Raw genomic sequence first — 26,962 nt, forward strand, 5'->3', positions numbered from 1 at the left:
CGCCGATTACGACTTGACGATCGTCGGGTTGGTCACGTTGATGCGCGGACCGCTGTTGTCCCACTGCTCGACGATCAGCGGGTACTTCCACTTCGGATTCGTGCTGCTGATCTGGCCGTTCACGATATAGCCGTCGAGCGACAGACCCTGAACCGCGAACGAACCACCCGGGCTGGTCGTGTCGACGTGGTTGTTGATCGCGATGGTGACCGTCTTGCTGATCGGACCCGGCAGCGAGCCGAACCACACGTTGATGCCGCCGCCCTTGCAGTTCGCGGTCGTCGGGCTGTTGATCGTGATGGTCTTGAACACGGCCGAGTTGTCGTTCGGTTCGAAGTCGAGACCGCACGCCGGCGCCGTGCCGTTGATGTTCTGCCACACCGGGCTGTTGAACGTGATCGTGTCGCCCGAGATGATCGACACGCCCTGACGGCGGCAGCCGTCGGCCTTGTGGTTGTCGACCACGAGCTTGTACGTCGGGGTGTTTTTCTTGGTCTGGCTATCGTTGATGTAGATGCCGTCGCCCCAGGTGTTGATCGTGGTCGGCGCGATCAGGTGCACGTTCGTCGCGCCCATGATCGTGAAGCCCATGCCGTGCTCGCCGCCCGACGCCGAGTTCAGTTCCTTGCTGCCGTCGAGGTATGCGTTTTCGACGATGACGTTGCTCACGTCGACGATACGCATCATCTGGTAGATGTCGGCGTTGTGCGCGAGCAGCTTGATGGAAGCGCCCGACGCGAAACGGATGTGGCTGTTCGTGCGCAGCGTGAGACCCGTCGTGTCGATACGGACCTGGCCCGAGATCAGCAGGATCTGGCCAACAGAGCCGTCGATGGCGGCCTGCAGCGCGGCGCGGTCGTTGGTCTTGCCGTCGGCCTTCACGCCGAACGACGAAGCGGCGATGGTGCCCGCGGTGTTGTCAGCGGCGGCGGACGTCGAGCTGGCCGCAGCAGGCGCGCTGGCGGACGTCGTGGTGCTGGCCGACGAAGCCGGCGTCGCGGAGCTCGCGGGATCCGACGACGACGCGCCGTTGTTGCGCCGTCTCCAGCGATCGGCAACGGAATCAGGCGTTGCACCGTCGCCGCCGCCGCCGCAAGCGGCGAGGACGAGCGCGCCGCCGCCCGCGAAGAGCGACGTCAGCAGCTTGCGACGGGTTGCAATACGGTTGTCGACGACGAGGTTGTCTGCCTGGGTGTCTGCCTGAGTGTTGTTCGGAAGCATTGTTCTTTCCATTGGGTCGTGCGTTATCGACGGGCGAACCCGTTCCTGCGACATCGGCCGCACGCGACGTTTCTTGATGGGCAAAGAGATGACCAACGCATATTGAGCAGACGCAAACGATTGCGCCGCCCAGCGCTCGACAGCCGCACGCGGCGACTCCGAAAGGCATCTCGGCGAAATACAGACGACTTCGGGAATGGGAAACCGGCACACCGGAAAACTCATCCACTCCCGCACCCGATTTGCCCGCAAACGGACTCACCAGAGCGCTGAAGTCTGACGGAAGTAATTACCGTCTTTTATTAATACTACAGATTGTTACGGGGCGTTTCTACCCGCTACTTGTTACAGAATGTACGCTTGTAACTTTTTATTTTGCCTTGTGCGCGCTTTAATGCGGCGCATTTTCCGTTTTAATCATCCGGGAGTGAATTTAATCTACGGCTTTGTTATTGTTAATATGGTTTTACGAATGCCCCGCGATTCCACATTCGATACGACGATTAATCATTCTTATGACGAATCGTGAATTGCAATACGAACGTTCAGGCCTCGATATCGTGACGGATCGCCACCCTCCGCCCCGCAAAGGCTTGAGCGGCATGGCTTTCGTATGTAGGAACGGCACAAACGAACCGATTGTTTCGCTTTTCGCTCCGGCTTTAACGCATCTAATTCCTATTACGGTTCCAACCTCTTCCGGATTTTGCACGGCCGTGCATGCACCTTTAAAAGGCGACACTGGTTTTTTTGATGCATTTCGCCAGACCAAATCAATTTTGTAAGCGCCACCGCAAAATTTTTTTTAATCGATGAAGTAAAAACCCTACAGGGGATACCCCTATAGGGTTTATACCTTCTGACCTTTCGGTAAGCTTGAACGCCTTATGCGACGGGCGTTCCTCCCCGCTTCTAATAATCTGATCAAAATATTTAGATAATCCGCAGACAAATGCGGACCGGAACCGGTCATATGTTCCATTACGCACCGAATGCGTCAGCTCCAGGTAATAGTCTTAGGGTTGGCGCCGCTTCGCTGTGCTTCGGGACGAAGCGCGGGCTCGTCTGGCCGAGTCATAGAAAAGTCGAATGCAAACCAACAAGACGCGCGGCAATGAAAACCTTCGATCTGATCAAAAGCGATCTCTATCGCTACACGGGTGAGTACAGCTTCATGATCCTCATGGAGCAACTGATGTTGAACGAGGGGTTCAACTACATGTTCTGGCTACGGCTGGCGGGCGCGGCATCGAGCCGGCCCGTGCGCCTCGTGCTCAACCACATCATCCGGCTGAAGCAGCGCAGGTACGGGTTCGTGATCAGCCCGCGCACCAAGATCGGGCCGGGCTTCTATATCAGTCATATCGGCACGCTCGCCGTGAATCCGACGACCGTCATCGGCGCCAACTGCAACATCTCGCAGGGCGTGACGATCGGGTCGAACCACGGCAAGGCGGCGACGATCGGCGACAACGTGTATATCGGGCCGAACGTCTGCATCGTCGAGGATGTCACCATCGGCGACAACGTGACGATCGGCGCGGGCAGCGTCGTGACGCGAAGCATTCCGCCGAACGTGACGGTGGCCGGTTGCCCCGCGCGCATTCTGTCGGACGATGAGACGCTCGACCGCGCGGCGCGCTACATCCTGCGTCCCTGGACCGGAACCGCGTCATGACGGACGCAGTGCCAGCGCATTCCGGATCGGAGCGCGCCGGCATCGGTGCCGCCGGGTGCCGTAACGAACAGTCGCGCCGCACATTCTGGTGCACGCTCCTTCACTTGCGCAGAGGAGCGGCCAGCCTTCGCGATTTTCAATTGCATGACGAATTCGTCCTGGCGTCGGGCCGCGCGACGACATGCTCCCACGCAGGAGGGGTACTACAGTGCTGAGCGCAGCGGTGCAATCGGTAAGACGACGCCTCGGCGGAGTGCATCAGGATCACAAGCGAATCGCCAGAAGCGCGGTCGTCCTGCTGATATTCGTGATCGCCGGGAAGTGCATAGGCGCGTCGAAGGAAATGGCGATCGCGTATCGCTACGGGATCAGCGGGACCGTCGACGCCTATCAGTTCGCGCTCACGCTCGTCACCTGGCTGCCGACGATGGTCACGAACGTGCTGAGCGTGCTGCTGGTCCCCGCGCTCGTCTCGCTCAAGGAAGACAAGTCGCAGCGCAACGGCTTTCTCGGCGAACTGGAAGGCGTCGGGCTCGTCATCGGCCTCGCGTCGTGTCTTCTGCTCTGGTCGGTCTGGCCGTATCTGGCCGAGGTCATCGCCGGCAGTCTCGCCGAATCGACGCGCGACATGTGCCGGGAAATGATCATCAGCATGCTGCCCGTGGGCGTGCTGACATTCTCGATCTGCATCTCGTCATCGCGGTTGCAGGCGTCGGGCAAGCACATCAACACCTTGCTGGAATGCGTGCCGGCGATCGGCCTGCTCGTCTTCGTGCTTGCCGCGCGCAACAACACGTCGATTTTTCCGCTCGTCGTGGGCACGTCGCTCGGCTTCGTGGTTCAGGCCGCGTGGCTGCGCGTGCTCGCCAAACGCGCCGATTCGATGCCCGCGCTGCCGCGCGTCTCGATGCGCGCGAAGCAGTGGCCGGCCGCGATCCGCTCGATGGGCACGCTTACGATCGGCTCGGTCGTCGCGAGTCTGTGGATTCCCGTCGATCAATACTTCATGGCGCAGCAGGGCGACGGCGCGATTGCGACGCTTGGCTACGCGAACCGGCTGCTCTCGCTCGTACTCAGCATGGGCGCGCTTGCGATCACGCGCGCGACCCTGCCGATTCTTGCGGAGATTCTGCATCGCGGCGATCACGCGCGGGCGCGCAGCACTGCGCTGAAATGGTCGGGGATCATGACGGCGCTCGGCCTCGCTGGCGGCTGCATCGCGTATGCGCTCGCGCCTTACGTGGTCAAGCTGCTGTTTCAGAAGGGTGCGTTCACGGCCGAGGACACGCTTGCTGTGACCACGCTGTTCCGCTTTGGGTTGCTGCAGGTGCCGTTTTACTTCGGCATGTGTGTGCTGGTGCAGCTGTTTGCTAGCGAGACGCGCTATCGGGCGATTTCGGTTATTTCGCTCATCGGCTTTGGGACCAAGATCATCGGCAATATCGTTCTGGTTCGCATCTTTGGTGCGCAGGGTGTGTTGCTCGCTACGGGCATCGGTGCGATTGCTGTGCTCATTTGTTATATCGTCTGGACGCGGTTTGCGCCGCCGTTTGTGGGTAAGGATGTGGCTGCTTCTGAGTGAAGCGATTGCTGCCTGTTCCGTTGGACGCGCGGAATCGTGTGGTCCTTCTGGAGCAGGCTTTTTTGTTATGGAATGCAAAGTTGATTGGTGACGACGCCTGACTCGCTTCGGGGTTTTCGCCGGATCCCGTTTTCGTGTCGGTGTATTGGCGTTGCCCCTGTGCGGGGCGGCAGTCACTTTCTTTGCTGCTGCAAAGAAAGTAACCAAAGAAAGCAGCTCGAGCCGCCCGCGGTCACACGCAATTTGGGTGTTCTTCTCGTTGATCGTGGGCTCGGTAGCGAGTGCCCTCACAGGCCCAATCGGGCGTGGACCGCGCACGGTCTGTCACATCGCGCCCAGTGCGTGGCTGGTTCAGCACAAAATGGCTCCAGCCCGCTTCGCGGCCGAACGGTCAATCGGGTCTGCGGATGCATCTTTGCTAACGGCTCGTCGGTTTCCCTTGCATACCCAACGGCAGCGCGTAGCGCTGTGCCGAAGCTATTTCGTGCTGAACCAGCGCGCTCAAACGACTAGCTTGTCAGACCGTGCGCGGTCCAAGCCCGATTAGACCTTTGAGGGCACTCGCTACTGAGGTCACGAGGAAGGAGAAGAACACCCAAATTGCGTGTGACCGCGGGCGGCTCGAGCTGCTTTCTTTGGTTACTTTCTTTGCAGCAGCAAAGAAAGTGACTGCCGCCCCGCACAGGGGCAGCGCCAATAGACCAACACCCTAACGGGATCCGGCGACGAAAGCCCGCATTCAGCTCAGCCCTGCTCAAACACGCGCTTGAACATCGGCACGAGGAAGCGATTGCCATACTCGCTCATATGATGGTAGTCCGAATAAAGCGGCCGACCATCATGCGAACCCATGCACTTGCCATCCGGACACAGATAAGGCCGCGGATCGAGCAGATGGATACCGCATTGATCGTGCGCCTGCCTCATCGCCTGCAACAACGCGCCGTTACGCTCGACATAGTCCGACAGCGTGATCGACAAATCCGGCGCCCTCGGATCCTTCATCTTCTCGCGCGCAAGCGTCAGCGGCACATTGAAGTCGAACTCGGGAATCGGCTCGACCAGATACACCGGGCGAATCTGCGCGATCCGACAAACCGTCGAGAGAAAGTGCTCGCGATACTGCGCCGTCGAGAACGGCGTAGGCATCTGCCCGGGCCGCTCGGGATTGACGAACGAGAAGTCATCCATGGTCGGCCCCGACCAGTATTGCGACCAGTGATTCGCGATGATCACCGGCGACTTCGCGGTCTGGTCCCGGCTCAGGATATCGATGTACTTCCGGTCCTGATCGAAGCAGTCGCCGTTGCCGCGGCGGATGCCGTAGATCGTCGGGCACCCTTCGATCGTGATCAGCAGAACATCGTTCGCCTTGCCGCTGGGCACCGCAGCGACCACGGCTTCGGCGATCGCCTCCGCGTGACTGTCGCCGATGACCACCACTCGGCTCACCTTCTGCCGGCCCGCGACATCGCACGGATCGATCATCATGTGGCACTTCGTCGTGTGCGGATTCGTGTCGTAGGTCTCGCTATCGGCGATGAACACCGAGCGGTCGAAACGAGCCGGCACGCCCTGGCTCGCGTAGATGCTGCCGCCGCCTATCGCGAGCAGCACGGTGAAAACGAGCACCGGACGCAACGTGAAAAACCTCGGGAAGGCGCGTGCTTCGTCGCCCGCCGTGGGCTTTCTCGTCTTCGATTCGACCAGCGCATACGACAGATAGCCCATCACGAATCCGCCCGCGATGGCGCCCGTGCGCCACGCAAGCGAGCCGTCCTTCTCGAAGTACGTGAGCGCAACGACGAACGGCCAGTGCCACAGATAGACCGAATACGAAATCCTGCCGATGAACTGCGCGACCCGGTTGCCCGTGAGGAACGAATTCCTGCGCGCCGCGAGGATGACGAGCGCCGTGCCCAGCACCGGCACGAGCGCGAGGAAACCCGGCCACGCATCGTTCTCGTTGAAGGTGAGCGTGCCGTACAGGAGCATCGCGAGCCCGACGAACTCCATCGCGCGGCGAGTGGGCCTGCCGGCCTGGATCGGGAACAGGCAGACGAGGCCGCCCGCGAGCATCTCCCACGCGCGCGTCGGCAGCAGGAAGAACGCGGCCGTCGGCCATTTCGTGGGATCGGAGAGATAGGCGCACAAGGCGAACGACGCAAGCGCGACGCCGATCAGCGCGATCACCGTCCCACGCTGTCCGAACAGCTTGCGCACGAGCAGAATGCCGAGCGGATACAGCAGATAGAACTGCCATTCGACGGACAGCGACCACGTGTGCAGAAGCCACTTCAGATGCGAGCGGACATCGAAGTAACCCGCTTCACGCCAGTAGACGATATTGGAGAAGAACCCGAGGCTCGACGACGCCGCCTTGCCGAACGCGCGGAACTCGGATGGCAACAGCACGATCCATCCGAACACGAGGAGTACGAAGCATAGACACGCCAACGCCGGAATGATGCGTCTGGCACGATCGGCATAGAAGCCCCATACGGAAAACTTGCCCTTATCGATGCGCCTGAAGATGATGTCCGTCATCAGGTAGCCTGAAATGACGAAGAAGACGTCGACGCCGAGAAAGCCGCCCTTGAAGCCGGGCACGTCGAAATGGAACAGGACGACCGCGAGTACCGCAAACGCGCGCAAGCCGTTTATGTCGTTACGAAAGTTCATGGCGCTTCCCTCATTCTTCTTGTACGGCGTGCACGCAAAGGCGCGGCGCAATGGCATGTCGCCACTGTGCCGCGCGAGCGTACCGCTCGTTATCTAGGGTCTTGTTGCTATGTGTGTCGCATCAAACGAACAACCCGAACTCCATTTCCGCAAGCCGGCTATCTTCGGACTGCGTCGCCCGCGCAACTTCTGCCATGGTCGCGGGCTGCATGCCGTAGGTTTCTCTCAGATGCATCTGGTGCTTCAGAATCGCCTCGAGCACCGCGAGGTTTTCGGCAAGATTCGCGCCGAAGTTATGCGGATGCCACCACAGATGAAAGGACCGTCCCGTGCGCGCCGCCGAGGTCATCGACTGCTTGATCCGGTGGATGCGCAGCCATTCGAGCGCGGCCTTGTTGCGCGCGTACGGACGCAGGAAACGGCTCGAACGCACATCGACGAGACCGTGCGACGGGCGCGGATCGAACGCGTGGTCGCCCGAGAGATTGATGTACGCATCGGCGAGACGCGCGGCGCGGCGCACCGCTGCTTCGTCCGCACGCGATGTTTCGCGGTACATCCAGCTACGCTCGGTGCCGCGATATGCGACGAGCCCCTGCTCCCTGCAAACGGAGAGATACGCGCCATTCACCTGATTGCGCGGAAACACGATGCTTGCGGGCGGATCGGCCAGACGCCGGATCGATGCGACCGACGCTTCCATATCGGCGGCGAATTGCGCCTTGTCCTGACCCGCTTCGAGACAGTAGTAATGGCAGAACGTATGGCTCGCCAGCTCGCTGCCTTCCGTATCGACGATCTGGCGCGCAAGCGACAGCCCATAGTGGTACGGATCGCTTTTCTCGTCGGCGCCGATCGAATCGAGATAACCGTCCGCATACGGGCTGAGCTTCGCATCGGTATAAGTCGGACGGATGTCGGGCAGATTCGCGAGCAGTTCCTTCTTGTTGTCGTAGAGCAGCATGCCGACCGTCGCCCAGGTCGACTTCACGCGATACTTCGAGAACATCGCGAGCATGGCCGGAATCGCCTCGCGCACGCCGAGGATGTTCTTGCCGTATGTCGCGATCGTGCGATGGTCGCGCACGCCCCACATCAGTTCGAAATCGAGCGAAATCAGGAAGTAGGACATCGTCGTCAGAGCATCAGGAAGTAGTGGTAGACGCCTTCGAAATAACTCTTCGTTGCGTCGGCGGCGACGGCCACGAACACGCCGAAGGTGATGACGAGAACGGCTGCGTTCTTGAGCTTGATCTCGGGCGCGAGGAACGGCAGCAGCAAGGGCACGCAATACCAGACGCGGCCCTTGGCGAACGGAAACACGAAGAACGCGACGACCAGATACACGAACAGACCGACGTGCATCATCGACACGCGCGTGAGGCTGTTCTGACGGGCCGTATCGGGCGAGCGCCACGTCGAGTACAGCACCATGACGGAGGCCATCGTATAGAACAGCAGGAGCGCCAGCAGCTTGATCGTGAAGTTTTCCTGATAGCCGGTGTATTCGTCGATACGCCGTCCGCCGTAAGTCGCGAACAGGAAGCGCGCCGCCGACGCCAGCACGACCGCCACCACGCTGACCGCGACCAGCGCGCGCGCCTTCTTTTCGCCGAAGAGGCCAGCAGTCAGAAGGAACGCCGTGGGCACCGCGAAGGTCGTGTGCACGAAGCTCGCGAGGCCCATGCCGAGCGTCGGCCGGTTGAAGCGGCAGGCGAACAGCATCGCGATCGCGAGCCCGAAGCCCTGGCGAATCTGGAACAGCCCGACCGTGGCGAGCGCATACGGAATCACGAGCCACAGCACGAGCCCGATGAGCGGCCGGCGCGTCTGCAACAGCGCATACATCACGATCAGATTGAGCAGCACCACCGTGGTCCGGATGCCGCCTTCGGGCGACACGCCGAACGCGTTGAGCAAAATGACCCACGAGCGCCAGCCCAGCTCCTCGGTGATGAGGCTGATGAGAAAGCCCATATCCGACTCGCGGTTCCGGTAGAACTGCACGAGCCAGTGCCAGTCCGTCGAGCGGAAATAATTGATGTACGCTTCCTGGTCGAAAATCAGACCGACGCTGCGCTCGCGAAACGCCAGGATCGAGATCGCGGCGGTCGCGAGCACCAGAAACGCCCATCCCGAAGGCGTCATGAAATACGCGAATCCTGTCACGCGCCTCGCGGGTGCCTTCTGCTGCGCGGTGTTGTCCATTGTCGTTGCTTGCATCGCTTGGCCTTGGTCGCTTTAGTTATAGTGTGTTACGCGCGGCTTCATGGCACGAGCCGCAGGTTGTTGACGACGATCTTCGGTCCTGCCTTGTCATAGTCGATGCTCTCGACATGAGCGAGCCGCGAGCCGACCCACGTCGGCGAATGGCTGACGATCTGCCCAGACACCTTGCGCCCGTTCAGCTTGAGCGATGAAACAGCGAACGCGGCATCGCTCGCGCCTTCGTCGCGATGATTCGTGATGCCGATATCGATGTGCTTGGGCATCGGCCCCACGATCTCCTCCAGCCAGACGATGATGCCGTACCGGCAATTGCGGGTCGTCGGATTGACGATGCGGATGTTTTCCAGAATATCGGCGTTGCTGTTCGGCTCCGCGTCGAGGCCCGCTTCCGGCTGCGTCCCGCCGATGTTCTCCCAAAGCGGACTCTCGAACACGATATTGCGCCCGCTGATGATCGACACGCCCTGCCGGCGGCAGCGGTCCGCATGATGATTCACCACGCGAATGCCGCTGCTGTACTTGAACGGCACGTTGTAGCTGTTGGCGATATAGATGCCGTCGCCCCAGCATCCGACCGTCTTCGGCGCGATCAGCGTCACCTCGGTGCTGCCCGCGATCGAAAAGCCCATGCCGTGGCCGTTCTCGCGCAGCTCCGGCTTGGCGGCGTTCAGTTCCTTGCTGCCGTCGAGCACCGCGTTCTCGACGATCACGTTGCTCACGTCCCAGAGGCGAAAGATCGAATAGAAGGACGTGTTGTGCGCCAGCAGCTTGATCGACGCGCCCGGCGCGAAACGCACATGGCTGTTGCGGCGCAGATCGAGGCCCTTGTCGTCGATGCGGCACCGGCCCGTGATCACGAGCGTCTGATCGACCGACCGGTCGATGGCGGTCTGCAGCGCGACGCGGTCGTTGGTCTTGCCGTCGCCCTTCACGCCGAACGACTTGTCGGTCACGACATCGCGCCGTTCGGCCGCGCGCGCGCCGAGGCCGAGCGCGCCCGCGCCGCCGGCCACGGCGCCCATCAACAGAGAGTGGATCACGCGTCGGCGGCCGACCATTACGCTTTTTCCCCCGCGACAGTGCGTCGATAAGCCGTGCCCTTGCCTTCGTCGCCGCGCGTGCGCGCGCCGAGTTGCGCGAAGATGCCGTCCCACTGACGCAGGATCGCCGCCGACGAATAGCGTTGCCGCACCGAGGCCGCCGCCTTGCGTCCGAGTTCGGCCCGCAGCGCTTCGTCCGACATCACGCGCCGCAAGGCGTCGATCAGCGCGGCCTTGTCGCCGGGCGGCACGAGCAGCCCGTCCTGGCCGTCGCGCGTCAGTTCGCGCGGGCCGCTCTTGCAATCGAACGCGACGGTCGCGAGCCCGAGCGCCATGCCTTCGAGCATCGCCATCGGCAGGCCTTCGTAGCGCGACGACAGCACGAACGCATCGGAGCGCGCCATCTCTTCCCACGGCGTCGTCGTCTTGCCGGGCATCAGCACGCGCTCGCCCATCTTCGACTGCGCGATCTGCGCTTCGAGCACCGCGCGCTCCGGGCCTTCGCCCCAGATCCACAAGTCCCAGTCCGGAAACTCGGGCGCGAGCGTCGCGAAGACGTCGATCAGCAAATCGAACTGCTTTTGCGTATTCAGACGCCCCACCGCGACGAGCCGCCTGCGCGCGCTCTTTCCCACCGTCTCGGGCGGCAACAGCAGCAATTCGTCCGGCAGCGGATTGGGCACCACTTCGATGCGCTTCACGCGCGGCACCATCTTCCTGAACGACGCTTCCATGTTGTCCGTCAGAAGCGTGAGCAGATCGGCGCTCGGATAGACGAAGCGGCACATCTGGCGCACCAGCGCGGAGCGGCCATCGGCGGAAGGATCGATGTGCTCGCACGCGATGACCGGAATGCCCATTCCGCGCGTGGCGAGCAGCGTCGTGATATTCACGTTCGACAGAAACGACACGACGACATCCGGTTCGCTCTCGCGAATCAGGGCACGCAGCGCGCGAAACCGCGCGGGATATTGCAGCATGCGCGCGCCGGCCTTCACGCGATCGGCGAGAAAGATGCAGCGCACGTTTTCCGCGAGCGGATAGAAGCACGCGCCACGGCCGCTGTACGTGATGACGAGCGTGACGGTGTCGCCGCGCTGCGCCCACGCATTGACGAGCGATGCCGCCACGCGCTCCGCGCCGCCGCTTCCCATCGAACTGACGACGAGCATGATTTTCATCGTCGGCTCCTTATCGCTCGACCGCGGGCACGCGCAGGTCTGCGCGGCGCGGCATCGTCACACCGGACTCTTCGAACACTTCCTGCCAGAGCGCGATGGTTTTCGGCAGCGCGAAAGTCTCGTTGACGGACGTCGCGCACAGCGCCATGCGATGGCGCTCGGCGTCGTCCTTCATCAGCGCTTCGAGCGACTTCGCGAGCGCGCTCGCATCGCCGACCGGATTCACGAGCAGACCGTTCGTGCCGTGCGTGACGATCACGCGCGGGCCGGAATCGCAGTCGTAGCTGACGGCCGCGCAGCCGCTCGCCATCGCTTCGACGAGCGTCATCGAAAAGCCTTCGAAGTGCGAGCTCAGCACGTAGAGGTCCGCACGCTCGTACCAGTCCGCGACGTTGCCGGCGCGGCCCGGCAGGAACACGCGGGCATTGAGCTTCGCCTCGTCGACACGGCGTTCGAGGCTCGGACGCGCCTGGCCTTCGCCGACGATCACGAGATCCCATTGCGGCAGCGCGCCGGCGATCTTCCTGAACGCGTCGATCAGGCTGTCGAAGCCCTTCTCGGGCGACAGCCGGCCGACCGCGAGCAGCACGCGCCGCTCGTCGCCAATGACGCTGCGCGGTTCGATGACTGGATTCGTGCGCGCGATCGGCAGCGTGAACGGCGGCGGAATCACTTTCACGTCGGTGCAGCGGCAATGCGTTTCGATCCATTCGCGGGTTTCGTCGGTGAGCGCGACGACCTTGTCCGCGAAGCGATAGGTCAGAAGCCGCAGGCGCTCCCAGAACGGCGTGAGCGGCGCGCGCGGCGGATGCGTGTGCTCGCTCGCGATGATCTTGTACGGCAGGCCGATGCCCGCGAGCACCGCGAGCACGTTGGCAGTCGCCATGACGCCCAGCGCGACCGTCGGCTTGACCTCGCGCAACACCTTGCGGAACGCCATCACGCGCTTCAGGTTCGACAGCGCCGTGCGGACGATGCCGCCGCCCTCGACGCCGCCCGCGAGACCCAGCTCGATGCGCTTCACGCCCGGATGGAACGGATAGACGTCGCCCACACCTGCCGTCAGCGTGACGACGGTCACCTCCCAGCCGAGCGCCGCCCACTCGTTCGCGAGATTGGCGGTGACGCGCTCCGCGCCGCCGCCGTGCATCGAGTAGATGAAAACGACGATTTTCATGCGGTCCTCGTCGCCATTTCGGCTTCGGCCGGTACGCGCCGCCCCGACAGGAAGCGGATGTACCACGGCATCGCGATCGCGAGGCCGTCGGCGAGCGGAATCGCGTGCGCGTAGCCGAGCAGTTGCGCGGCCTTGTCGACATTGGCCTGCGAATGGCGCACGTCGCCGGCGCGGAACGGCGCGTACACCGGGCTGCCGTCGTTCGGCACGCCGTTTTCGGCGAGCACGCGCTTCAGGCCGTCATAAAGCTGATTGAGCGTCGTGCGGTCGCCGACCGCGACGTTGTAGACCTGATTGCGGGCCGCTTCATCGGACATCGCAGCGAGGATGTTCATCTGCACGACGTTGTCGATGAAGCAGAAATCGCGGCTCGTCTCGCCGTCGCCGTTAATGGTCACCTGTTCGTCGTCGATCAGCGCGGCCGTCCACTTCGGGATCACCGCCGCATACGCGCCGTCCGGGTCCTGACGCTTGCCGAACACGTTGAAGTAGCGCAGGCCGATCGCGTTCAGGCCATACGTGCGCGCGAACACCGAGGCGTACAGCTCGTTCGCGTACTTCGTCACCGCATACGGCGACAGCGGCTGGCCGATGCGATCCTCGACTTTCGGCAGGCCGGGATGGTCGCCATAGGTTGAACTGGACGCGGCGTAGGTGAAGCTTTCCACTTTCGCGTCGCGCGCGGCGACCAGCATGTTCAGAAAGCCGCTGATATTGACTTCGTGCGTCGTGATCGGGTCGTTCACCGAGCGCGGCACCGAGCCGAGCGCGGCTTCGTGCAGCACGTGCGCGGCGCCCTTCACCGCGGCGCGGCAATCGTCGAGATTGCGGATATCGCCTTCGATGAAGCTGAAGCGGTTCCATTGCGCGGGCGTCACGAGCGAGCGCACTTCGTCCAGATTGCGCTGATGGCCGGTCGCGAAGTTATCGAGCCCGACGACTTCCTGGTCGAGCTTCAGGAGCGCTTCGAGCAGATTCGAGCCGATGAACCCGGCGACACCGGTGATCAGCCACTTGCGCGGCGTGCGCGTCAGTTGCTGACGGATCGATTCGTAACGGTCAGACATGAAAGTCTCCAAGATTACCGACGGGCGCGGCATGCTCGCGGCGCTCGCCTTCGATCGCGATCGAGGGCACCAGCTCGCGATACACGGCGAGCGTCTTCTCGATGACGATGCGTTCGTCGAAATTCTTCAGCGCCTTGTCCCGCGCGGCGAGGCCGAGCGTTCTCGCGAGCGCGCGGTCATCGTCGAGCTGGCGGATCGCGTCGGCGAGCGCGCGAGCGTCGCGCACCGGCACCTGCAAGCCATCCACGCCCGATTCGCTCACCACTTCGCGGCAGCCCGGCGCATCCGTCGTGATCAGCGGCAGCGCGCAGCCAGCGGCTTCGATCAGCGCTTTGGGCAAGCCCTCGCGATAGCTCGGCAGCACCATCACGTCCACTTCCGTGAACAGCTTCGGCATGTCGCTCACATGACCGAGCCATTCGACCAGCCCTTCCTTCACCCATCCCTGCACCATCGCGGTGCTCACCGACGCCGGATTGCCGTCATCGGGCGAGCCCGCGAGGAGGAAGCGCACGGTGCGATTCTCTTTGCGCAGCATGCGCGCCGCCTCCACGTATTCCTGGATGCCCTTGTCCCACACGAGCCGCGCCGCGAGCAGGATGCGCAGCGGCCTGGTCGCATCGTCGGCCGATTCTTCGCGCACCTTGAAGCGCGTCAGATCGACACCCGATCCCTTGATGAGCCGGATCGCCTTCTTCTCGACGATGCGCGCGGCTTCGAACAGCTTGATGTCGTCCGGATTCTGCAGGACGAGAAGGCTGTCGCGGCCATTCAGCGCCGAGCGCATCACCTGCCGCACGACCGGCTTCAGGATACGCGCCTTGAGGTCGCGGCTCGTGAAGACGTAACCCATCCCCGCCACCGCGTTCACGCGCGCGGGCACGCCTGCGAGCTTGCTCGCGAACGAGCCGTACACCGCGCTCTTGATCGTGAAACCGTGCACGAGCTGCGGTTTTTCGCGCCGGAAGAAGCGCGCGAGCCACAGCACCAGCGCCAGCTCGCGGAGCGGATTCAGGCTGCGACGGTTCATCGGCACCGCGTGCCAGCGAAAACCGAGATCGCGCAGCTTCGGGCCGTATTCGCCGTCGGGTGACAACAGAATGACCTCGAAACCCGCGTCGCGCAGTTTGCGAGCGAACGAAAGCCTAAAATTAAATAGATACCAATCGGTGTTGGCGTACAGAACTACCTTGGGCATCTTCATTGCGAACTCCGAACGTCCGGTTGGCATCGCCGCGGGCAGCCCCCGGATCCCGGGAGCCGAACCGCGGCGATGTTGTGCGACGGTTGCATCGGCAGCCCATCCCACCGATGCCACCGGGCCTCAGAGACGCATGTCGCTTGCCTCGGCCGGCAGGATGTACTTGAGGTCGCACAGCACGTGCTTCGTCTTGCCGTAGGCGTGAATCCCGTCCGCGCCTTCATCGGCGAACTGGCGGTGCGCCACGGCCAGCACGATCGCGTCGTAGACGCCCTTGGCGGGCTGATCGATCGGGTCGATGCCGTACTCGTGATGCGCCTCTTCCTTCGACACCCACGGGTCGTACACGTCCACCTGGACGCCGTATTCCTTGAGGTCGGCGATGATGTCGACCACGCGCGTGTTGCGCAGGTCCGGGCAGTTCTCCTTGAAGGTGAGGCCCATGATCAGCACGCGCGCCCCCGAGATGGAGATATCGCGCTTGGTCATGGTCTTCACGAGCTGCGAGACGACGTAGTTGCCCATGCTGTCGTTCAGACGCCGCCCTGCGAGGATGATCTCCGGGTGATAGCCGATCGCCTGCGCCTTGTGCGTCAGGTAGTACGGGTCCACGCCGATGCAGTGGCCGCCGACGAGGCCCGGACGGAACGGGATGAAGTTCCACTTCGTGCCGGCCGCGAGCAGCACGGATTCGGTATCGATATTCATCTTGTTGAAGATGATCGAAAGCTCGTTGATCAGCGCGATGTTGACGTCGCGCTGCGTGTTCTCGATCACCTTGGCCGCCTCGGCCACACGAATGCTGCTCGCCTTGTGCGTGCCCGCCGTGATGATCCCGCGATACAGCCCGTCGACGAAATCGGCCACTTCGGGCGTCGAGCCGGACGTGACCTTCTTGATGTCCGGCAGACGGTGCGACTTGTCGCCCGGATTGATCCGCTCCGGGCTGTAGCCCACGAAGAAGTCCTCGTTGAACTTCAGACCCGACATCTTCTCGAGCACCGGCACGCACTCTTCTTCGGTCGCGCCGGGATAAACGGTCGATTCATAGATGACGACGTCGCCCTTCTTGAGCACGCTGCCGATGGTCGTCGACGCGCCGATCAGCGGCGAAAGGTCCGGACGCTTGTAGTGATCGATCGGCGTCGGCACGGTGGCGATGAAGACGGTGCAATTCTTCAGATCTTCGACTTCCGCGCTGTACTGCATGAGCGTGGCGGAGGCCAGCTCGGCGTCGTCGACTTCGAGCGTGACGTCGCGGCCTTCCTTCAACGCGTTGATGCGCGCGCGGTTGATGTCGAATCCGACCACCGGATGACGCTTGCCGAATTCCACTGCGAGCGGCAGACCGACGTAGCCCAGACCCACAATGCCGATTTTCAACTCTTGCGGCGAGAACATGTGTGATTCTCCTCGTTATACAACTCAGGACGTTTGTTTAGTAGAACTTTTTGATTAATGCTCCAGCGTGGCTGCACGCTGGATGATTCAGTCTCTGGTTATTCCTTGTCGGCCTTGTAGGCGGCGTAGGCGTAGCCGCCGTACTGGCGTGCCTGGGCGTAATTGCCGTAGTGAACCTTGAAGCCGTTCAGCAGCACGCCGGTGACACTCGCACCCGACTGTTCCAGCCGCTTGACCGACTCCGAGATCTCACCGGAGCGCGTATCCCCATAACGCGCCACGAGGAAGATGGAGCCTGCGACGGGCGCCATGATCGCCGTGTCCGACACCGCCAGGATCGCCGGTGCATCGAGCAGCACGATGTCGTATTCCGCCGACGCGCGGCTCACCGCATCCGTGAACGCGCTCGACAGAAGCAGTTCGGCCGGGTCCGGCGGATAGAAGCCGCACTGCACGAAGTCGAGGTTGTTCAGCACCGAGCGATGCACGGCATCATCGAGCGAGCTGGAGCCGTTGACGATATCCACGAGCCCCTTGCCGCGCGGCAGGCCGAAGTACTGGTTCAGGTGGCCGCGGCGCAGGTCGCAGTCGACGAGCAGCACGCGCTTGCCGCCGGCGGCCAGCAGCGTCGCCAGATTCGCCGATACGAACGACTTGCCGATGCCCGGCAGCGGGCCGGCCAGCATCACGACGTTGTTCGGCGCGTCCATCAGCGCGTAGTGCAGCGACGAGCGCATCATGCGCAGCCCTTCCACGGCCGGATCGGTCGGGTAACGCGAGGCGAGCGCGAGCTGTTCCGGCCTCTTGTCGGCGATGCGCTTCGCCAGTTCCTTCTGACGTTCGCTGTCCGGAATGGTCGCGAACACCGAAAGACCCGTCTTCGATTCCAGTTCCTTCGGATCGAGCACGCCCTTGAACAGGAAGTCGCGAGCGAACGCCAGCACGATGCCGATGAACAACCCCAGGCCAGCCGCGATCACGAGCACGAGCGCCTTGACCGGCTTGACCGCGCGCTCGGGCACTTCGGCGCGATCGAGCAGTTCCACGGTCGGCACGCGGCCGGCACGGATCAGACGCATCGTTTCGATGTTGTTGCGCAGGGCCGAATAGACATCGGTGCTGACGCGCACGTCGCGTTGCAGACGCAGCGCGCCCTGCTCGGCCGCCGGCATCGCCTTGACGCGCGCCGCCAGGTCGCCGATGTACTTTTCAGTCGCCGCGATCTGCTGGTCGATCACGACCACGCTCGGATGCGCAGCCGAAAAGTGGCTCGCCAGGTCCGAACGGCGACGGCGCAGGTCGAGCAGCTGGGCATCCGCCTGGGAAGCCTGCTGCATCACGATGCGGCCTTCCTCGTCCGGATTGAACAGCGTGCGACTGTTGCGATACGCGTTGTAATTGTCTTCCGCCGTTTCCATCTGACGCTTGGCGTCAGGAAGCTGCTGTTCGAGATACTCGAGCGACTTCGCAGCGTTGATCCCGCGGCGATCGGCGTTCTGGCGCAGATACATCTGCGAAAGCTCGTTGATCGTCGCCGCCACGAGCACCGGATCCTTGCCTTCCAGCGACGTGCTGATCACGCCCGACTTGTTGCCCTGCTCCGCGATCAGGAGCGAGTTCTGCAGCCGGTCGATGGCGTACGTACGCGAATTGCGCGTCAGATCGAACTCGACACCCTTCTCGCCGTGGATGAAGCTCACCAGCAGGGAGATCGGACCATCGACGGTGTCGAAGCGCTGCACGGCGCCGATCTGCCCTCCGACGCCGGTTTCGACGCCCGGGCCGCGCACCTGATACTGGCCGTTGCCGAGATAGCGCAGCGTGTATTCCTTGCCTTCGAACTTCTTCGGCACGTCGAACGCCGAAACGTCGATCGACTCGGTACCCCACGCGTAGCCGCCCCGGCCGAAAATGCCCGGCGTGGACGTTTCGTCGCTCATGCGCGCGACCATGCCGCCGATGATCGGGAAGCGATGCGGCGCGGCCTGGATATACAGCTTGAGCGCATCGACGACGGGACCCAGCACGAACTTCGAACCGATGACCTGAATTTCGCCTTCGGCCGTCGCGCGCTGATCGAACATCGCTGCGGCACTTCTCACCATGTCGCGCGCGTCGGTAGGCGGCGCGTTGCTCGTGTCGTCCACCTTGACGAGCATGCCGGCCTGGTAGATCGGCGAAGAGAAGAACGCGTACACCACCCCGAGGCTGAATACGACCGCAACGGTCGTGGCGATCATCTTCCAGTGACGGCCCAGCGTTTCGAGAATCGAGGTGAGCTCGATCTCGTTGTCGGACTCGGCCGTTACGGCTGACGCCTGATTTTTAACTTTCATGGAACGTCTCGTTACAGGCTCTTATGGGACCGGAGCGCGCTGCGCACCGGATGCGGATCGAAACACCAGCGGTGCGCCCCGAACGGAGCGCAAACACCATTACTTTATTGATGAATTTCGGACTGCATTCAGGGCCGTTAAAATCCCGCCCCGGCATTGCAGTCGTATTGAAACACACGACTCAAAAAAAGAGAAATTCCAACAGACGATTTTTGTTGTTTAACGAACCTTTCAACCCGGACGAGTGTTCACTACCTCGCTTTTAAGAATTTATTGACTATGCGGGCCATTTGAACAAATCGCAAAATATCACAGCGCCCCTTGTTGTATGCGCGGCACCGCACATATAATCGCTGTTAATCGGATTGCTAATTCTATGAAGAAAGCCGGTATCGCCGGCAACCGGTTTCCGGACATATTGTCGCCGTGCCGCGCCGGCGCTCGCCGCCGCCCCTGGCGGCAGAGAGCGGCCGATAGCCCTTCAGCCGCGGCAGAAAAGTACCGTCCCCAACGGGAAAATGCGTGCGAAGGTGGGTTTGCGCACCGACACCCGCGAACTTCAGAAGTCGTATTTGAAGAAGTTTAAATACGAACCGCGTCTTTATGAGATTTTAAAACCCCGTTTGTATGAATAATCGGGGGAAGTCCCAATATAATCGCAGTTAGCTCGGTTTCACACATTAAACCGCCATAAATCCGTGGACAATGACAGGGGTTGTACCTACCATACGCTTTCGGGTTTTGATATTCGAAAAGAGATGCGCCCTCTTCGTGAGTGAAAAAAATGTTAAACCTTGCGCTTGGCTTCATCAGTTCTTTCTGCATGACGCTATTGATTGTTCGATTCGCGGGGCGCTACGGGGCGCTCTCCCTGGATCATGATTTGAACGGGGTTCAAAAGAATCATTCTCATCCGGTTCCCAGAATCGGCGGCATTGCACTGATGGTTGCGGCCTGCGTGACCTTCCCCATCGGTGCGCTTTTCGGCGGCAATCCGCGCAGCGAGTCGCTGCTGCTGCTGCTTTGCGCTCTGCCCGCGTTCGGAAGCGGCGTGATCGAGGATCTGACCAAGCGCGTGAGCGTCCGGGCCCGTCTGCTGAGCGCCATGCTGGCGGCGCTGCTGGGCGCGTTCCTGCTCAACGGCGTGATCGGCCGGGTGGATCTGCCGCTCGTCGATCCGATTCTCGCGGTCGCGCCCATTGCGATCGGACTGACGGTCATTGCGGTGGCGGGGCTCACCAACGCGGTCAATATCATCGACGGTTTCAACGGACTCGCTGCCGTCGTGGCAATTCTGATTTTCGGTTCGATCGGTTATGTCGCGCATGAAGTCGGCGACCTGCTCGTGATGAGCACCGCGCTCACGATGATCGGCGCAATCGGCGGTTTCGCGATCTGGAATTATCCGGCTGCGTCGATTTTCCTCGGCGATGGCGGTGCTTACTTCATCGGCTTCACGATCGCTGAACTGCTCGTGCTGCTGGTCGCGCGGCATCCGAACGTCTGTGCGTGGTACGCGATCGTCGTCGCGATCTATCCGGCCTTCGAAACGCTGTTCTCGATCTACCGTCGCCGGATCGTGCGCGGCCGTCCGGTCGGCGCGCCGGACGGCATTCACCTGCATACGCTGATCTTCAAGCGCGTCGTGCGCAAAGGCACGGACCCGCGCCAGCGTCAGCGCCGGAACGCGCGCACGTCGCCGTATCTGTGGGTGCTGAGCATGATCGGTATCGTGCCGGCGTCGCTTTTCTGGCACAACCCGGTGGCGCTCGCGGTGACCGCGGTCGTGTTCGCCGTCGCCTATGTCTGGCTGTATACAGCGATCGTCCGGTTCAAGACGCCGCGCTGGCTCGTGAGCAGCCAGGGCATCGTGACCGCCGCAGTCCCCGAGCAGACGCATCACAAGTAATCCGAAGCGTTGTATTTTCGGCGCGCGCGCCGGAGACTCGCACCATGAAAAAGGCCCCGGTCGGATCGATCGGGGCCTTTGCTTTTCAGACGCCGCCCGAGAGGAGCTGACGGGCGGCAATAGAAAATAGGATAGGTCTTAAAAGAACAACGCGGCGATGTAACGTATCCTCACGCTCCATACGTATTTCGCCTCGGAAGGCGAATCGACCAGGATGACGAAGGACAGGCAACCGAGCGAGATGGTCGGCACGCCTTCGATCGCGAAGGGCCACCACCAGCCGTCTAAGCTTGCGATATGCACGTGCTGGACGACCCAGTCGGACATCGGACCGGCGACGACCGACGAAAAGGCAAATGCGTCACGTTTTGCGCAAAGAAGGTCAGAGCCGTGCTCATTCCCCACACGACGACGATGGGGCTGATCCACCGACGGGCGCCCAGGCGCTGACGGCGAGCGTGCCGTCAGGTTCGGGAGACGGTATCGGCGGGCTCTGTATTGGTCAACCCGGTTGCTCTGATACATCGATATCATTATGGATTCCATATTATTGCGTTTTGAAGGAATCGAAATACGATCCTTGGACGGCGGCCATCAATCCGCATAGTCCTACCTATTCTTTCCAGCGAATATGGACGATTTGCGAGCAGGTCGTGTCGCACCAGGAACAGGAGAACCGATGCGATTTCATGTAGACACAGCGGCCGCGTCCGATGTTTCCTCGACGCGGCTTCACCTCGCGCACTCCGCGCCCTGGGCGCTCACCGCGCGTGGCGCAGCCATGCGGGTTCTGTTCGCCACGCTTCAGCAAACAGTCGATGTAATCCGCGAACGTGAAGATCAGATGCGCCATCCGTCCGGCGCGAGCGCCGATCAGATCGGAAACGCGCTTGGCGAACTGCGCACGATCGTCGACGCACGAATGGCCGCATATCACGAAATCACATCAGGGCATCGGGCCAGAGAGACTGCGGCAGTGGAAGCAGAGCTTGCGCAACGCGGTTACGTCCAGTGCGCAGAAAAACTCTATGACGCAGCCGCCGACCTGATCGGGAAAATCGACGCGGCGCTCGCGGAGAGCGGCCGGAATGCGCAGCGCTTCCACTTGAAGGCAATACAGACAGCGATGTCGGAAATGACGCGACGCGCGATTCATCTGCTCATGCGCGTGCGCAACTTCGGGCCGGAGTCTGCATGAGCGCACAACTGAACATTATCGAGCGCGTGCATCAGGCTCATGGCTACCCGGTGACAGCGGAAGCCGATCTCATCGCGTTGCGCGCTTCACTGCCTGTCGTACATTGCGACATGGAGCGCACGGTAGGGAATCGCGTGCAGCTTTCGCTGTACTTCGCCATGAAAAACACCCCAAAGGTTGGATCGGTGTCCAACTTTTGGGGTGCCGTACAACGCGCGGGGCGTTCTCAATCAGCCGATGCGCGTCAACCTGCGACGCCGGCGAGATCGTCCGCGCGTGACGTGAAGAGCGGAATCGACGACGCCTGCTGATGTTCCAGCCACTGCTGGAACATCAGCACGTTCCACAACTGACGATGCCAGTTCTGCTCGCCCGACAGATGCTGCTGCCACTTAGCGCGCACGATCGTCGCATCGAAGAAACCTTCGCGACGCAACCGCGACGCATCGAGCAAGGCTTCCGCCCAGTCGCGCAACTCGCCGCGCAGCCAGTGCGTGATCGGCACGCCGAAGCCCTGCTTGGGCCGCTCGATCATCTCCCGCGGCACATGGCGATACAGCACCTGACGCAGCGCCCACTTGGTCTGTCCGTCGCGCACCTTCATCGATTGCGGCAGCCGCCACGCGAATTCCACGACCCGATGATCGAGGAACGGCACGCGCGTTTCGAGCGAGACGCCCATCGCGGCGCGATCGACTTTGGTGAGGATGTCGTCGGGCAGATAGGTGATCATGTCGAGCGCCATCATGCGCTGCACGTCGTCGAGACCGGTGAAGGCCGGCGCATTGCCGGTCATCAGCGTGGGCGGCTGGTGGCCGCCGATCACGAGCGCGGCCGGATCGTTCCATTGCGACATGAGATGCAGATACACCTCGTCGCGCGAGCGGCACGACAGCAGTTGCGCGCCCTTGTGCAGCTTGTCGCCGACCTTCACGCCGCGCAGCGACGACGGCAGGATCGGCTCCATGAGACCCGCCATGCTGTTCCAGCGCTTCGGCGAAATCCCGACGATGCCCGACGCCGCCAGCTTGCGCAATGACGCCGGCAGGACCGTCATCTTGTCCCACATGTCCGGCGCAGTGCGGTAGCGCTGATAGCCGCAGAAGAGTTCGTCGCCGGCATCGCCGGACAGCGAGACGGTCACATGCTGCTTCGCCAGTTGCGAGACGAGAAACGTCGGCACTTGCGACGAATCGGCGAACGGCTCGTCGTAGAGTTCGGGCAGGCGCGGGATCACGTCGAGCGCTTCGCGCGCGGTCACGTACAGTTCCGTGTGTTCGGTGCCGAGGTGCGTCGAGACGGCCTTCGCGAGCTTGGCCTCGTCGAAGTCGCTTTCGTTGAAGCCGATCGTGAACGTCTTGACCGGACGCGACGACTGCTTCTGCATCAGCGCGACGATCGTCGATGAATCCACGCCGCCCGACAGGAACGCGCCGAGCGGCACGTCGGCGAGCATCTGCTGGCGGATCGCATCGCTGAGCAAATGCTCCAGTTCTTCGACGGCATCCTCGGGGCTGCCCGCGAAGCCACGCGCGGCGCCGTTGACCGCCGCCTCGACGCCGGACCAGTAGGACCAGATGCGCGGCTCACGCCGTTCGAGCGACACCGAAAGCATCTTGCCCGGTTCGAGTTTGTGGATGCCTTCGAAGATGGAATACGGCGCGGGCACGCAACCGTGGCGGATCTGCAATGTGAGCGCGCCGCGATCGACATTGTTTTCGAACGACGGATGCTCGCGCAGCGCCTTCAGCTCGGAGCCAAACACGAACGCGGCTTCCTCGCCCTGTCCCTGCCAGCCGTAGTAAAGCGGCTTTTCGCCGATCCGGTCGCGGGCGAGCGTGAGCTGGCATTCCTGCCGGTCCCACGCGGCGAACGCGAACATGCCGACCGCGCGCTCGATCGTCGCCTGAATGCCCCACGCGTCGAAGCCGGCCATCAGCGTTTCGGTGTCGGAACTGCCGCGCCAGACGGGCGCGCGTTGCGCATCCTCGAGTTCTTCGCGCAGATCGAGATGGTTGTAGATCTCGCCATTGAAGACGATGACGTACCGCCCGCTGCCCGACGACATCGGCTGATGCCCGGCCGCCGAGAGATCGAGAATCGCCAGCCGGCGATGTCCGAGCGCGATGCCGCGCAGATCATCGGTCCAGTCGCCCGCGTCGTCGGGTCCGCGATAGGCGATGGCGTGCGCCATCTTCCGGACCACTGTCTTCGAGTCGCCCGGCCTGACGCCGCGCCCACCCAGAAAGCCGACGATACCGCACATGTTCGTTCTCCTTCAGATCGGCCAGAGGCCACGCTTATGCGATGCTCACTTTTCTTCGACGAGCCGCAGGTAGATATCTTCGAAACGCTCGCGCGCGCGCATCATTGTGAATTCGGCGTGGATGCGCGCCTTCGCCAGCTGGCCGAGACGGATGCGTTCGTCGGGCGCCATGTCGACGACGCGCGCGAGTCCGGCCGCGAGCGCGTCTGCGTTTTCCTTCGCGACGACGACACCCGTATTCGCGACGAGCATGGCAGCATCGCCGACGTCGGTGACGACGCACGGCACGGCCATCGCCATCGCTTCTCCGACGACATTCGGGAATCCCTCGGTGCGCGAAGACAGGCAAAACACGTCCATCGCTGACAGACACGCGGGCACGTCGCGCCGCTCGCCGAGCAGCACGAAGCGCGACGCGAATCCCGTCTGCGCGATCCAGTCCGCGAGTTCGCGATTGTTCGCGTCGAGATCGCGTCCGACCAGCATGAAACGCACGTCGGGATGGCGCGCGGCCAGCATGCCCGCCGCGCGCACGAAATTCTGATGATCCTTCACCGGATGGAAGCGCCCCAGAACGCCGACGACGACCGAGCCCGCGTCGAATCCGCATTGCTCGCGGATCGCGCTGCGTTGCTCGGGCGTGGCGCTCAGGCGCGCGACGTCGAAGCCGTTCGGCACCACCATCATGCGGCTCGCGTCGTAACCCACCGACACATGCGCCCGGCGCGACGCCTCCGCCGCGCACACGATGGTCTGCGGCACGTAGTACGAAAGCCACGCGCAGATCTTGCGCAGCAGCACGGTCACGCGCGAGCCGCCCGAGCGGACATCGGTGGTTCGCACGCCCCAGACGATGCGCTTGTGCGCCGCGAGCCGGCCTGCCAGGCCGCCGAGAAAATCGGCGTGATACATCCACGTCTGGATGATGTCGGGGCGCACCTCGCGAATCAGTTTCACGAGCTGCCACAACGCGCGCGGAAAGCCGAGCGGCGAACGCATGCCGAGGCTGTGCACCTCGATGCCGCGCGCGGCGAGTTCTTCGCCGATTTTGCCGGTCGTCGTGAGCGAGCAGACGACGTGACGAAATCGCGGGTGTTCGATATGCGACTCGATCAGGCGCTGAAGCATGCGTTCAGCGCCGTCCGCATTGAGCGCAACGATGACATGGAGAAGCTTCATGGTCCCGGCTGCCGGTTTTCTGCGATAGGCCCCGTCCCCAGGCAACCGACGCGCGCGTCGCTGGCGGCAATGCTCGTGCTGACGGGTGTGTTTTTATGTTGATGGGCTGCCTCGCCGGAGGAATCGGGGTGTCGCGGTTTCCGGCGAGTCATCAATGTATGCCGGCGCCCCGGCACGCACTGTTCGACGCCCCACACGCCGGCTTGCTTGCCGGCGCGCGCGGGGCGTCGGGCGCGCTCCGCGTCAGGCGCGCCTCATCGCGCCGCGCCACGGATTCCATTTGCGAAGCTGAGTTTTCATATCGATGACCGTGATCGCGCCGACCGCATTCCACGTATGCAGCCCCTGACGGCCGCGCGGCGGATTGCGCACCGACAAGGTCTTCTCGGCGTAAGTCGTCGTCGTGAGCTCGGTGATCTCGCGGAACGTCAGCGCGGCGCCATATTCGCGTTCGCAGTTCTGCGCGGGGCGAATCAGGCGGTTTTGCGCATCCTTGAACAGGTTGCCGGCCATGCGCGCAAGGCGGCAATCGGAGACGACCGGATTCATCGGATGAGCGGTCCATTCCCCGAACGGGCTGTCGGAATGGAAGATCGACAGTTCGTCCCAGTTCGATCCGCCCTCTTCCGTGATGCTCGTGAACATCCACCAGGTCTTGCCGTCGTAATGAAGCGTGGTATCCGCCGCGACGACATCGCGCATGACCACCTTGTGCAATTCCCACTCGGTCGGAAACGAGGCTGCCCGGTACATCTCGATCGTGCGGTTGCCGCATGTCTCCGGAATCATGAAAATCTCGCCGTCATGCTCGAACAGAAACGGATACGACAGGTGATAGTTGCGATCGAGCACCACGCGCGGCGTTTCCTGCCACTTCTGCGTGGCCGGATCGAACGCGATATGGCTGATCACGCCGCGATTCGTGTCGTAAGGCAGGCTTTCGAAGAACAGGTGATAGTCGCCGTTCTTGCCGCGCCACAGAAAGGGATCGGCGTGGAACTGCGTCGGCATGCCGGGCAGCGTGACCCAGTTGCGACTGGCGTCGTCGTCGGCGCTGTTATCGGCGCTGCTATCGGCGCGCAGCTCGACGGGCGTGTCGGTGCGCCGGTAAGCCAGCACCCAGTGGCCGCGCTGCACGAGCAGCTTGAGCGGCTGGTTCAGCACCTTGCGGCCGAGATGCCGCAGCGCGAACCATGCCGACGTAAGTCCCGACAGATGCGCCGGCTGCGCCTTGGCGCTCACGAGCGGAAACGCATACGGCGACGCGGCGGCATCGAGACGCCGCTGCGCCCGCTCGATGAGAACGGAGACGCGCTGCAGACTCGTCTGAAGCGACTTCAGGAAGAACAGCTTCTCCGGAATCGCGACATACGATTCCGCGAGCAGGCGCATTTCGCCCGACTCCGGTGACTTCCAGACGATCTGTAGATGCGGGGTCCGGCATTGCAGCAACGTCTTCCACAGCGCTTCGATGTTCTCGTGTCCGTCGTACAGCACGACGAGCGAAGCGCGCGCAGGCGTGCTGTCGCGCGACGCGTCGTCGACTTCGTCGTAGAGCCGTTTCTCGATGCGCGTCCACCACTGCAGCACGGGAGGATATGCGGGTTGCGCCATT

The 26,962-nt window shown here is 62.5% G+C and carries 20 protein-coding genes; 5 read left to right on the forward strand and 15 right to left on the reverse strand.

The annotated features are described in order from the left end of the window. Positions 1-6 precede the first annotated feature (6 nt). Positions 7-1,221 carry a hypothetical protein gene (locus NK8_RS40605; protein ID WP_162069389.1) on the reverse strand — a complete coding sequence of 405 codons (1,215 nt, stop codon included), beginning with the start codon at positions 1,219-1,221 and terminating at the stop codon, positions 7-9. Positions 1,222-2,335: 1,114 nt separating this feature from the next. Here NK8_RS40605 and NK8_RS40610 point away from each other — a divergent pair. Then, complete coding sequence (locus tag NK8_RS40610; RefSeq protein WP_162069390.1) at positions 2,336-2,899, forward strand: serine O-acetyltransferase; 564 nt, start codon at positions 2,336-2,338, stop codon at positions 2,897-2,899. 208 nt (positions 2,900-3,107) lie between these two features. Continuing rightward, positions 3,108-4,481 carry a murein biosynthesis integral membrane protein MurJ gene (gene murJ / locus NK8_RS40615; protein ID WP_213234265.1) on the forward strand — a complete coding sequence of 458 codons (1,374 nt, stop codon included), beginning with the start codon at positions 3,108-3,110 and terminating at the stop codon, positions 4,479-4,481. Positions 4,482-5,225: 744 nt separating this feature from the next. Here murJ and NK8_RS40620 read toward each other — a convergent pair. The 10 genes from NK8_RS40620 to NK8_RS40665 all read right to left on the reverse strand — a co-directional run bounded on the left by NK8_RS40620 (position 5,226) and on the right by NK8_RS40665 (position 18,795). Next, positions 5,226-7,163, reverse strand: coding sequence for an acyltransferase family protein (locus NK8_RS40620; RefSeq protein ID WP_213234266.1), 1,938 nt, complete (start codon positions 7,161-7,163; stop codon positions 5,226-5,228). A gap of 121 nt (positions 7,164-7,284) precedes the next feature. Further along, on the reverse strand, positions 7,285-8,295 hold the full coding sequence (locus NK8_RS40625; RefSeq protein ID WP_162069393.1) for a polysaccharide deacetylase family protein: 1,011 nt from the start codon (positions 8,293-8,295) through the stop codon (positions 7,285-7,287). 5 nt (positions 8,296-8,300) lie between these two features. Further along, the gene (locus tag NK8_RS40630) at positions 8,301-9,386 is read right to left on the reverse strand and encodes an EpsG family protein (protein ID WP_225936660.1); all 1,086 of its coding nucleotides are present in this window, start codon (positions 9,384-9,386) and stop codon (positions 8,301-8,303) included. Between the two features lie 44 nt (positions 9,387-9,430). Beyond that, positions 9,431-10,450 (reverse strand): hypothetical protein, encoded by a 1,020-nt coding sequence (locus tag NK8_RS40635; RefSeq protein ID WP_213234267.1) that lies wholly within the window; start codon positions 10,448-10,450, stop codon positions 9,431-9,433. Then, complete coding sequence (locus tag NK8_RS40640) at positions 10,450-11,613, reverse strand: glycosyltransferase family 4 protein (protein WP_213234268.1); 1,164 nt, start codon at positions 11,611-11,613, stop codon at positions 10,450-10,452. Before NK8_RS40640 ends, NK8_RS40635 begins: the two co-directional genes overlap by 1 nt. 10 nt (positions 11,614-11,623) lie before the next feature. Continuing rightward, on the reverse strand, positions 11,624-12,790 hold the full coding sequence (locus NK8_RS40645; protein WP_213234269.1) for a glycosyltransferase family 4 protein: 1,167 nt from the start codon (positions 12,788-12,790) through the stop codon (positions 11,624-11,626). Further along, positions 12,787-13,857, reverse strand: a complete 1,071-nt coding sequence (locus tag NK8_RS40650; RefSeq protein ID WP_162069397.1) for an SDR family oxidoreductase — start codon at positions 13,855-13,857, stop codon at positions 12,787-12,789. The genes NK8_RS40645 and NK8_RS40650 overlap by 4 nt, the downstream gene beginning before the upstream one ends. Then, positions 13,850-15,061 carry a glycosyltransferase family 4 protein gene (locus tag NK8_RS40655; protein WP_213234270.1) on the reverse strand — a complete coding sequence of 404 codons (1,212 nt, stop codon included), beginning with the start codon at positions 15,059-15,061 and terminating at the stop codon, positions 13,850-13,852. Before NK8_RS40655 ends, NK8_RS40650 begins: the two co-directional genes overlap by 8 nt. Before the next feature lie 120 nt (positions 15,062-15,181). Beyond that, positions 15,182-16,459: a Vi polysaccharide biosynthesis UDP-N-acetylglucosamine C-6 dehydrogenase TviB gene (tviB, locus tag NK8_RS40660; protein WP_213234271.1), complete on the reverse strand. Its 1,278-nt coding sequence runs from the start codon at positions 16,457-16,459 to the stop codon at positions 15,182-15,184. A 98-nt stretch (positions 16,460-16,557) separates the two neighbouring features. Beyond that, positions 16,558-18,795: a polysaccharide biosynthesis tyrosine autokinase gene (locus tag NK8_RS40665; protein ID WP_162069400.1), complete on the reverse strand. Its 2,238-nt coding sequence runs from the start codon at positions 18,793-18,795 to the stop codon at positions 16,558-16,560. A gap of 784 nt (positions 18,796-19,579) precedes the next feature. Between NK8_RS40665 and NK8_RS40670 the strand changes: the two genes are divergently transcribed. After that, positions 19,580-20,704, forward strand: a complete 1,125-nt coding sequence (locus NK8_RS40670; RefSeq protein WP_162069401.1) for a glycosyltransferase — start codon at positions 19,580-19,582, stop codon at positions 20,702-20,704. A gap of 138 nt (positions 20,705-20,842) precedes the next feature. Here NK8_RS40670 and NK8_RS40675 read toward each other — a convergent pair whose 3' ends face one another. After that, positions 20,843-21,133, reverse strand: a complete 291-nt coding sequence (locus tag NK8_RS40675; RefSeq protein WP_213234272.1) for a hypothetical protein — start codon at positions 21,131-21,133, stop codon at positions 20,843-20,845. A gap of 250 nt (positions 21,134-21,383) precedes the next feature. Between NK8_RS40675 and NK8_RS40680 the strand changes: the two genes are divergently transcribed. Then, complete coding sequence (locus tag NK8_RS40680; RefSeq protein ID WP_213234273.1) at positions 21,384-21,902, forward strand: hypothetical protein; 519 nt, start codon at positions 21,384-21,386, stop codon at positions 21,900-21,902. Next, a complete protein-coding gene (locus NK8_RS40685) occupies positions 21,899-22,213 on the forward strand; it encodes a hypothetical protein (protein ID WP_213234274.1) in 315 nt (104 codons plus the stop codon). Before NK8_RS40680 ends, NK8_RS40685 begins: the two co-directional genes overlap by 4 nt. On the opposite strand, the gene asnB is transcribed toward NK8_RS40685, so the two are convergent. The 3 genes from asnB to NK8_RS40700 form a co-directional block, all read right to left on the reverse strand. Continuing rightward, positions 22,147-24,168, reverse strand: a complete 2,022-nt coding sequence (gene asnB / locus NK8_RS40690) for an asparagine synthase (glutamine-hydrolyzing) (RefSeq protein WP_213234275.1) — start codon at positions 24,166-24,168, stop codon at positions 22,147-22,149. The two genes, NK8_RS40685 and asnB, sit on opposite strands and share 67 nt — an antisense overlap. 45 nt (positions 24,169-24,213) lie before the next feature. After that, positions 24,214-25,347: a glycosyltransferase gene (locus NK8_RS40695; protein WP_213234276.1), complete on the reverse strand. Its 1,134-nt coding sequence runs from the start codon at positions 25,345-25,347 to the stop codon at positions 24,214-24,216. Positions 25,348-25,590: 243 nt separating this feature from the next. Then, positions 25,591-26,961 carry a hypothetical protein gene (locus NK8_RS40700; RefSeq protein ID WP_213234277.1) on the reverse strand — a complete coding sequence of 457 codons (1,371 nt, stop codon included), beginning with the start codon at positions 26,959-26,961 and terminating at the stop codon, positions 25,591-25,593. Position 26,962 lies beyond the last annotated feature (1 nt).

The organism is Caballeronia sp. NK8 (assembly GCF_018408855.1).
In the GTDB taxonomy this organism is placed as follows: domain Bacteria; phylum Pseudomonadota; class Gammaproteobacteria; order Burkholderiales; family Burkholderiaceae; genus Caballeronia.

Bases quoted from the DNA above. Each gene is read 5' to 3' on its own strand.
- NK8_RS40605 (WP_162069389.1), bottom strand. From the start codon at position 1,221: ATGCTTCCGAACAACACTCAGGCAGACACCCAGGCAGACAACCTCGTC.
- NK8_RS40610 (WP_162069390.1), top strand. From the start codon at position 2,336: ATGAAAACCTTCGATCTGATCAAAAGCGATCTCTATCGCTACACGGGT.
- NK8_RS40620 (WP_213234266.1), bottom strand. From the start codon at position 7,163: ATGAACTTTCGTAACGACATAAACGGCTTGCGCGCGTTTGCGGTACTC.
- NK8_RS40625 (WP_162069393.1), bottom strand. From the start codon at position 8,295: ATGTCCTACTTCCTGATTTCGCTCGATTTCGAACTGATGTGGGGCGTG.
- NK8_RS40630 (WP_225936660.1), bottom strand. From the start codon at position 9,386: ATGCAAGCAACGACAATGGACAACACCGCGCAGCAGAAGGCACCCGCG.
- NK8_RS40635 (WP_213234267.1), bottom strand. From the start codon at position 10,450: ATGGTCGGCCGCCGACGCGTGATCCACTCTCTGTTGATGGGCGCCGTG.
- NK8_RS40640 (WP_213234268.1), bottom strand. From the start codon at position 11,613: ATGAAAATCATGCTCGTCGTCAGTTCGATGGGAAGCGGCGGCGCGGAG.
- NK8_RS40645 (WP_213234269.1), bottom strand. From the start codon at position 12,790: ATGAAAATCGTCGTTTTCATCTACTCGATGCACGGCGGCGGCGCGGAG.
- NK8_RS40650 (WP_162069397.1), bottom strand. From the start codon at position 13,857: ATGTCTGACCGTTACGAATCGATCCGTCAGCAACTGACGCGCACGCCG.
- NK8_RS40655 (WP_213234270.1), bottom strand. From the start codon at position 15,061: ATGAAGATGCCCAAGGTAGTTCTGTACGCCAACACCGATTGGTATCTA.
- tviB (WP_213234271.1), bottom strand. From the start codon at position 16,459: ATGTTCTCGCCGCAAGAGTTGAAAATCGGCATTGTGGGTCTGGGCTAC.
- NK8_RS40665 (WP_162069400.1), bottom strand. From the start codon at position 18,795: ATGAAAGTTAAAAATCAGGCGTCAGCCGTAACGGCCGAGTCCGACAAC.
- NK8_RS40670 (WP_162069401.1), top strand. From the start codon at position 19,580: ATGTTAAACCTTGCGCTTGGCTTCATCAGTTCTTTCTGCATGACGCTA.
- NK8_RS40680 (WP_213234273.1), top strand. From the start codon at position 21,384: ATGCGATTTCATGTAGACACAGCGGCCGCGTCCGATGTTTCCTCGACG.
- NK8_RS40685 (WP_213234274.1), top strand. From the start codon at position 21,899: ATGAGCGCACAACTGAACATTATCGAGCGCGTGCATCAGGCTCATGGC.
- asnB (WP_213234275.1), bottom strand. From the start codon at position 24,168: ATGTGCGGTATCGTCGGCTTTCTGGGTGGGCGCGGCGTCAGGCCGGGC.
- NK8_RS40695 (WP_213234276.1), bottom strand. From the start codon at position 25,347: ATGAAGCTTCTCCATGTCATCGTTGCGCTCAATGCGGACGGCGCTGAA.
- NK8_RS40700 (WP_213234277.1), bottom strand. From the start codon at position 26,961: ATGGCGCAACCCGCATATCCTCCCGTGCTGCAGTGGTGGACGCGCATC.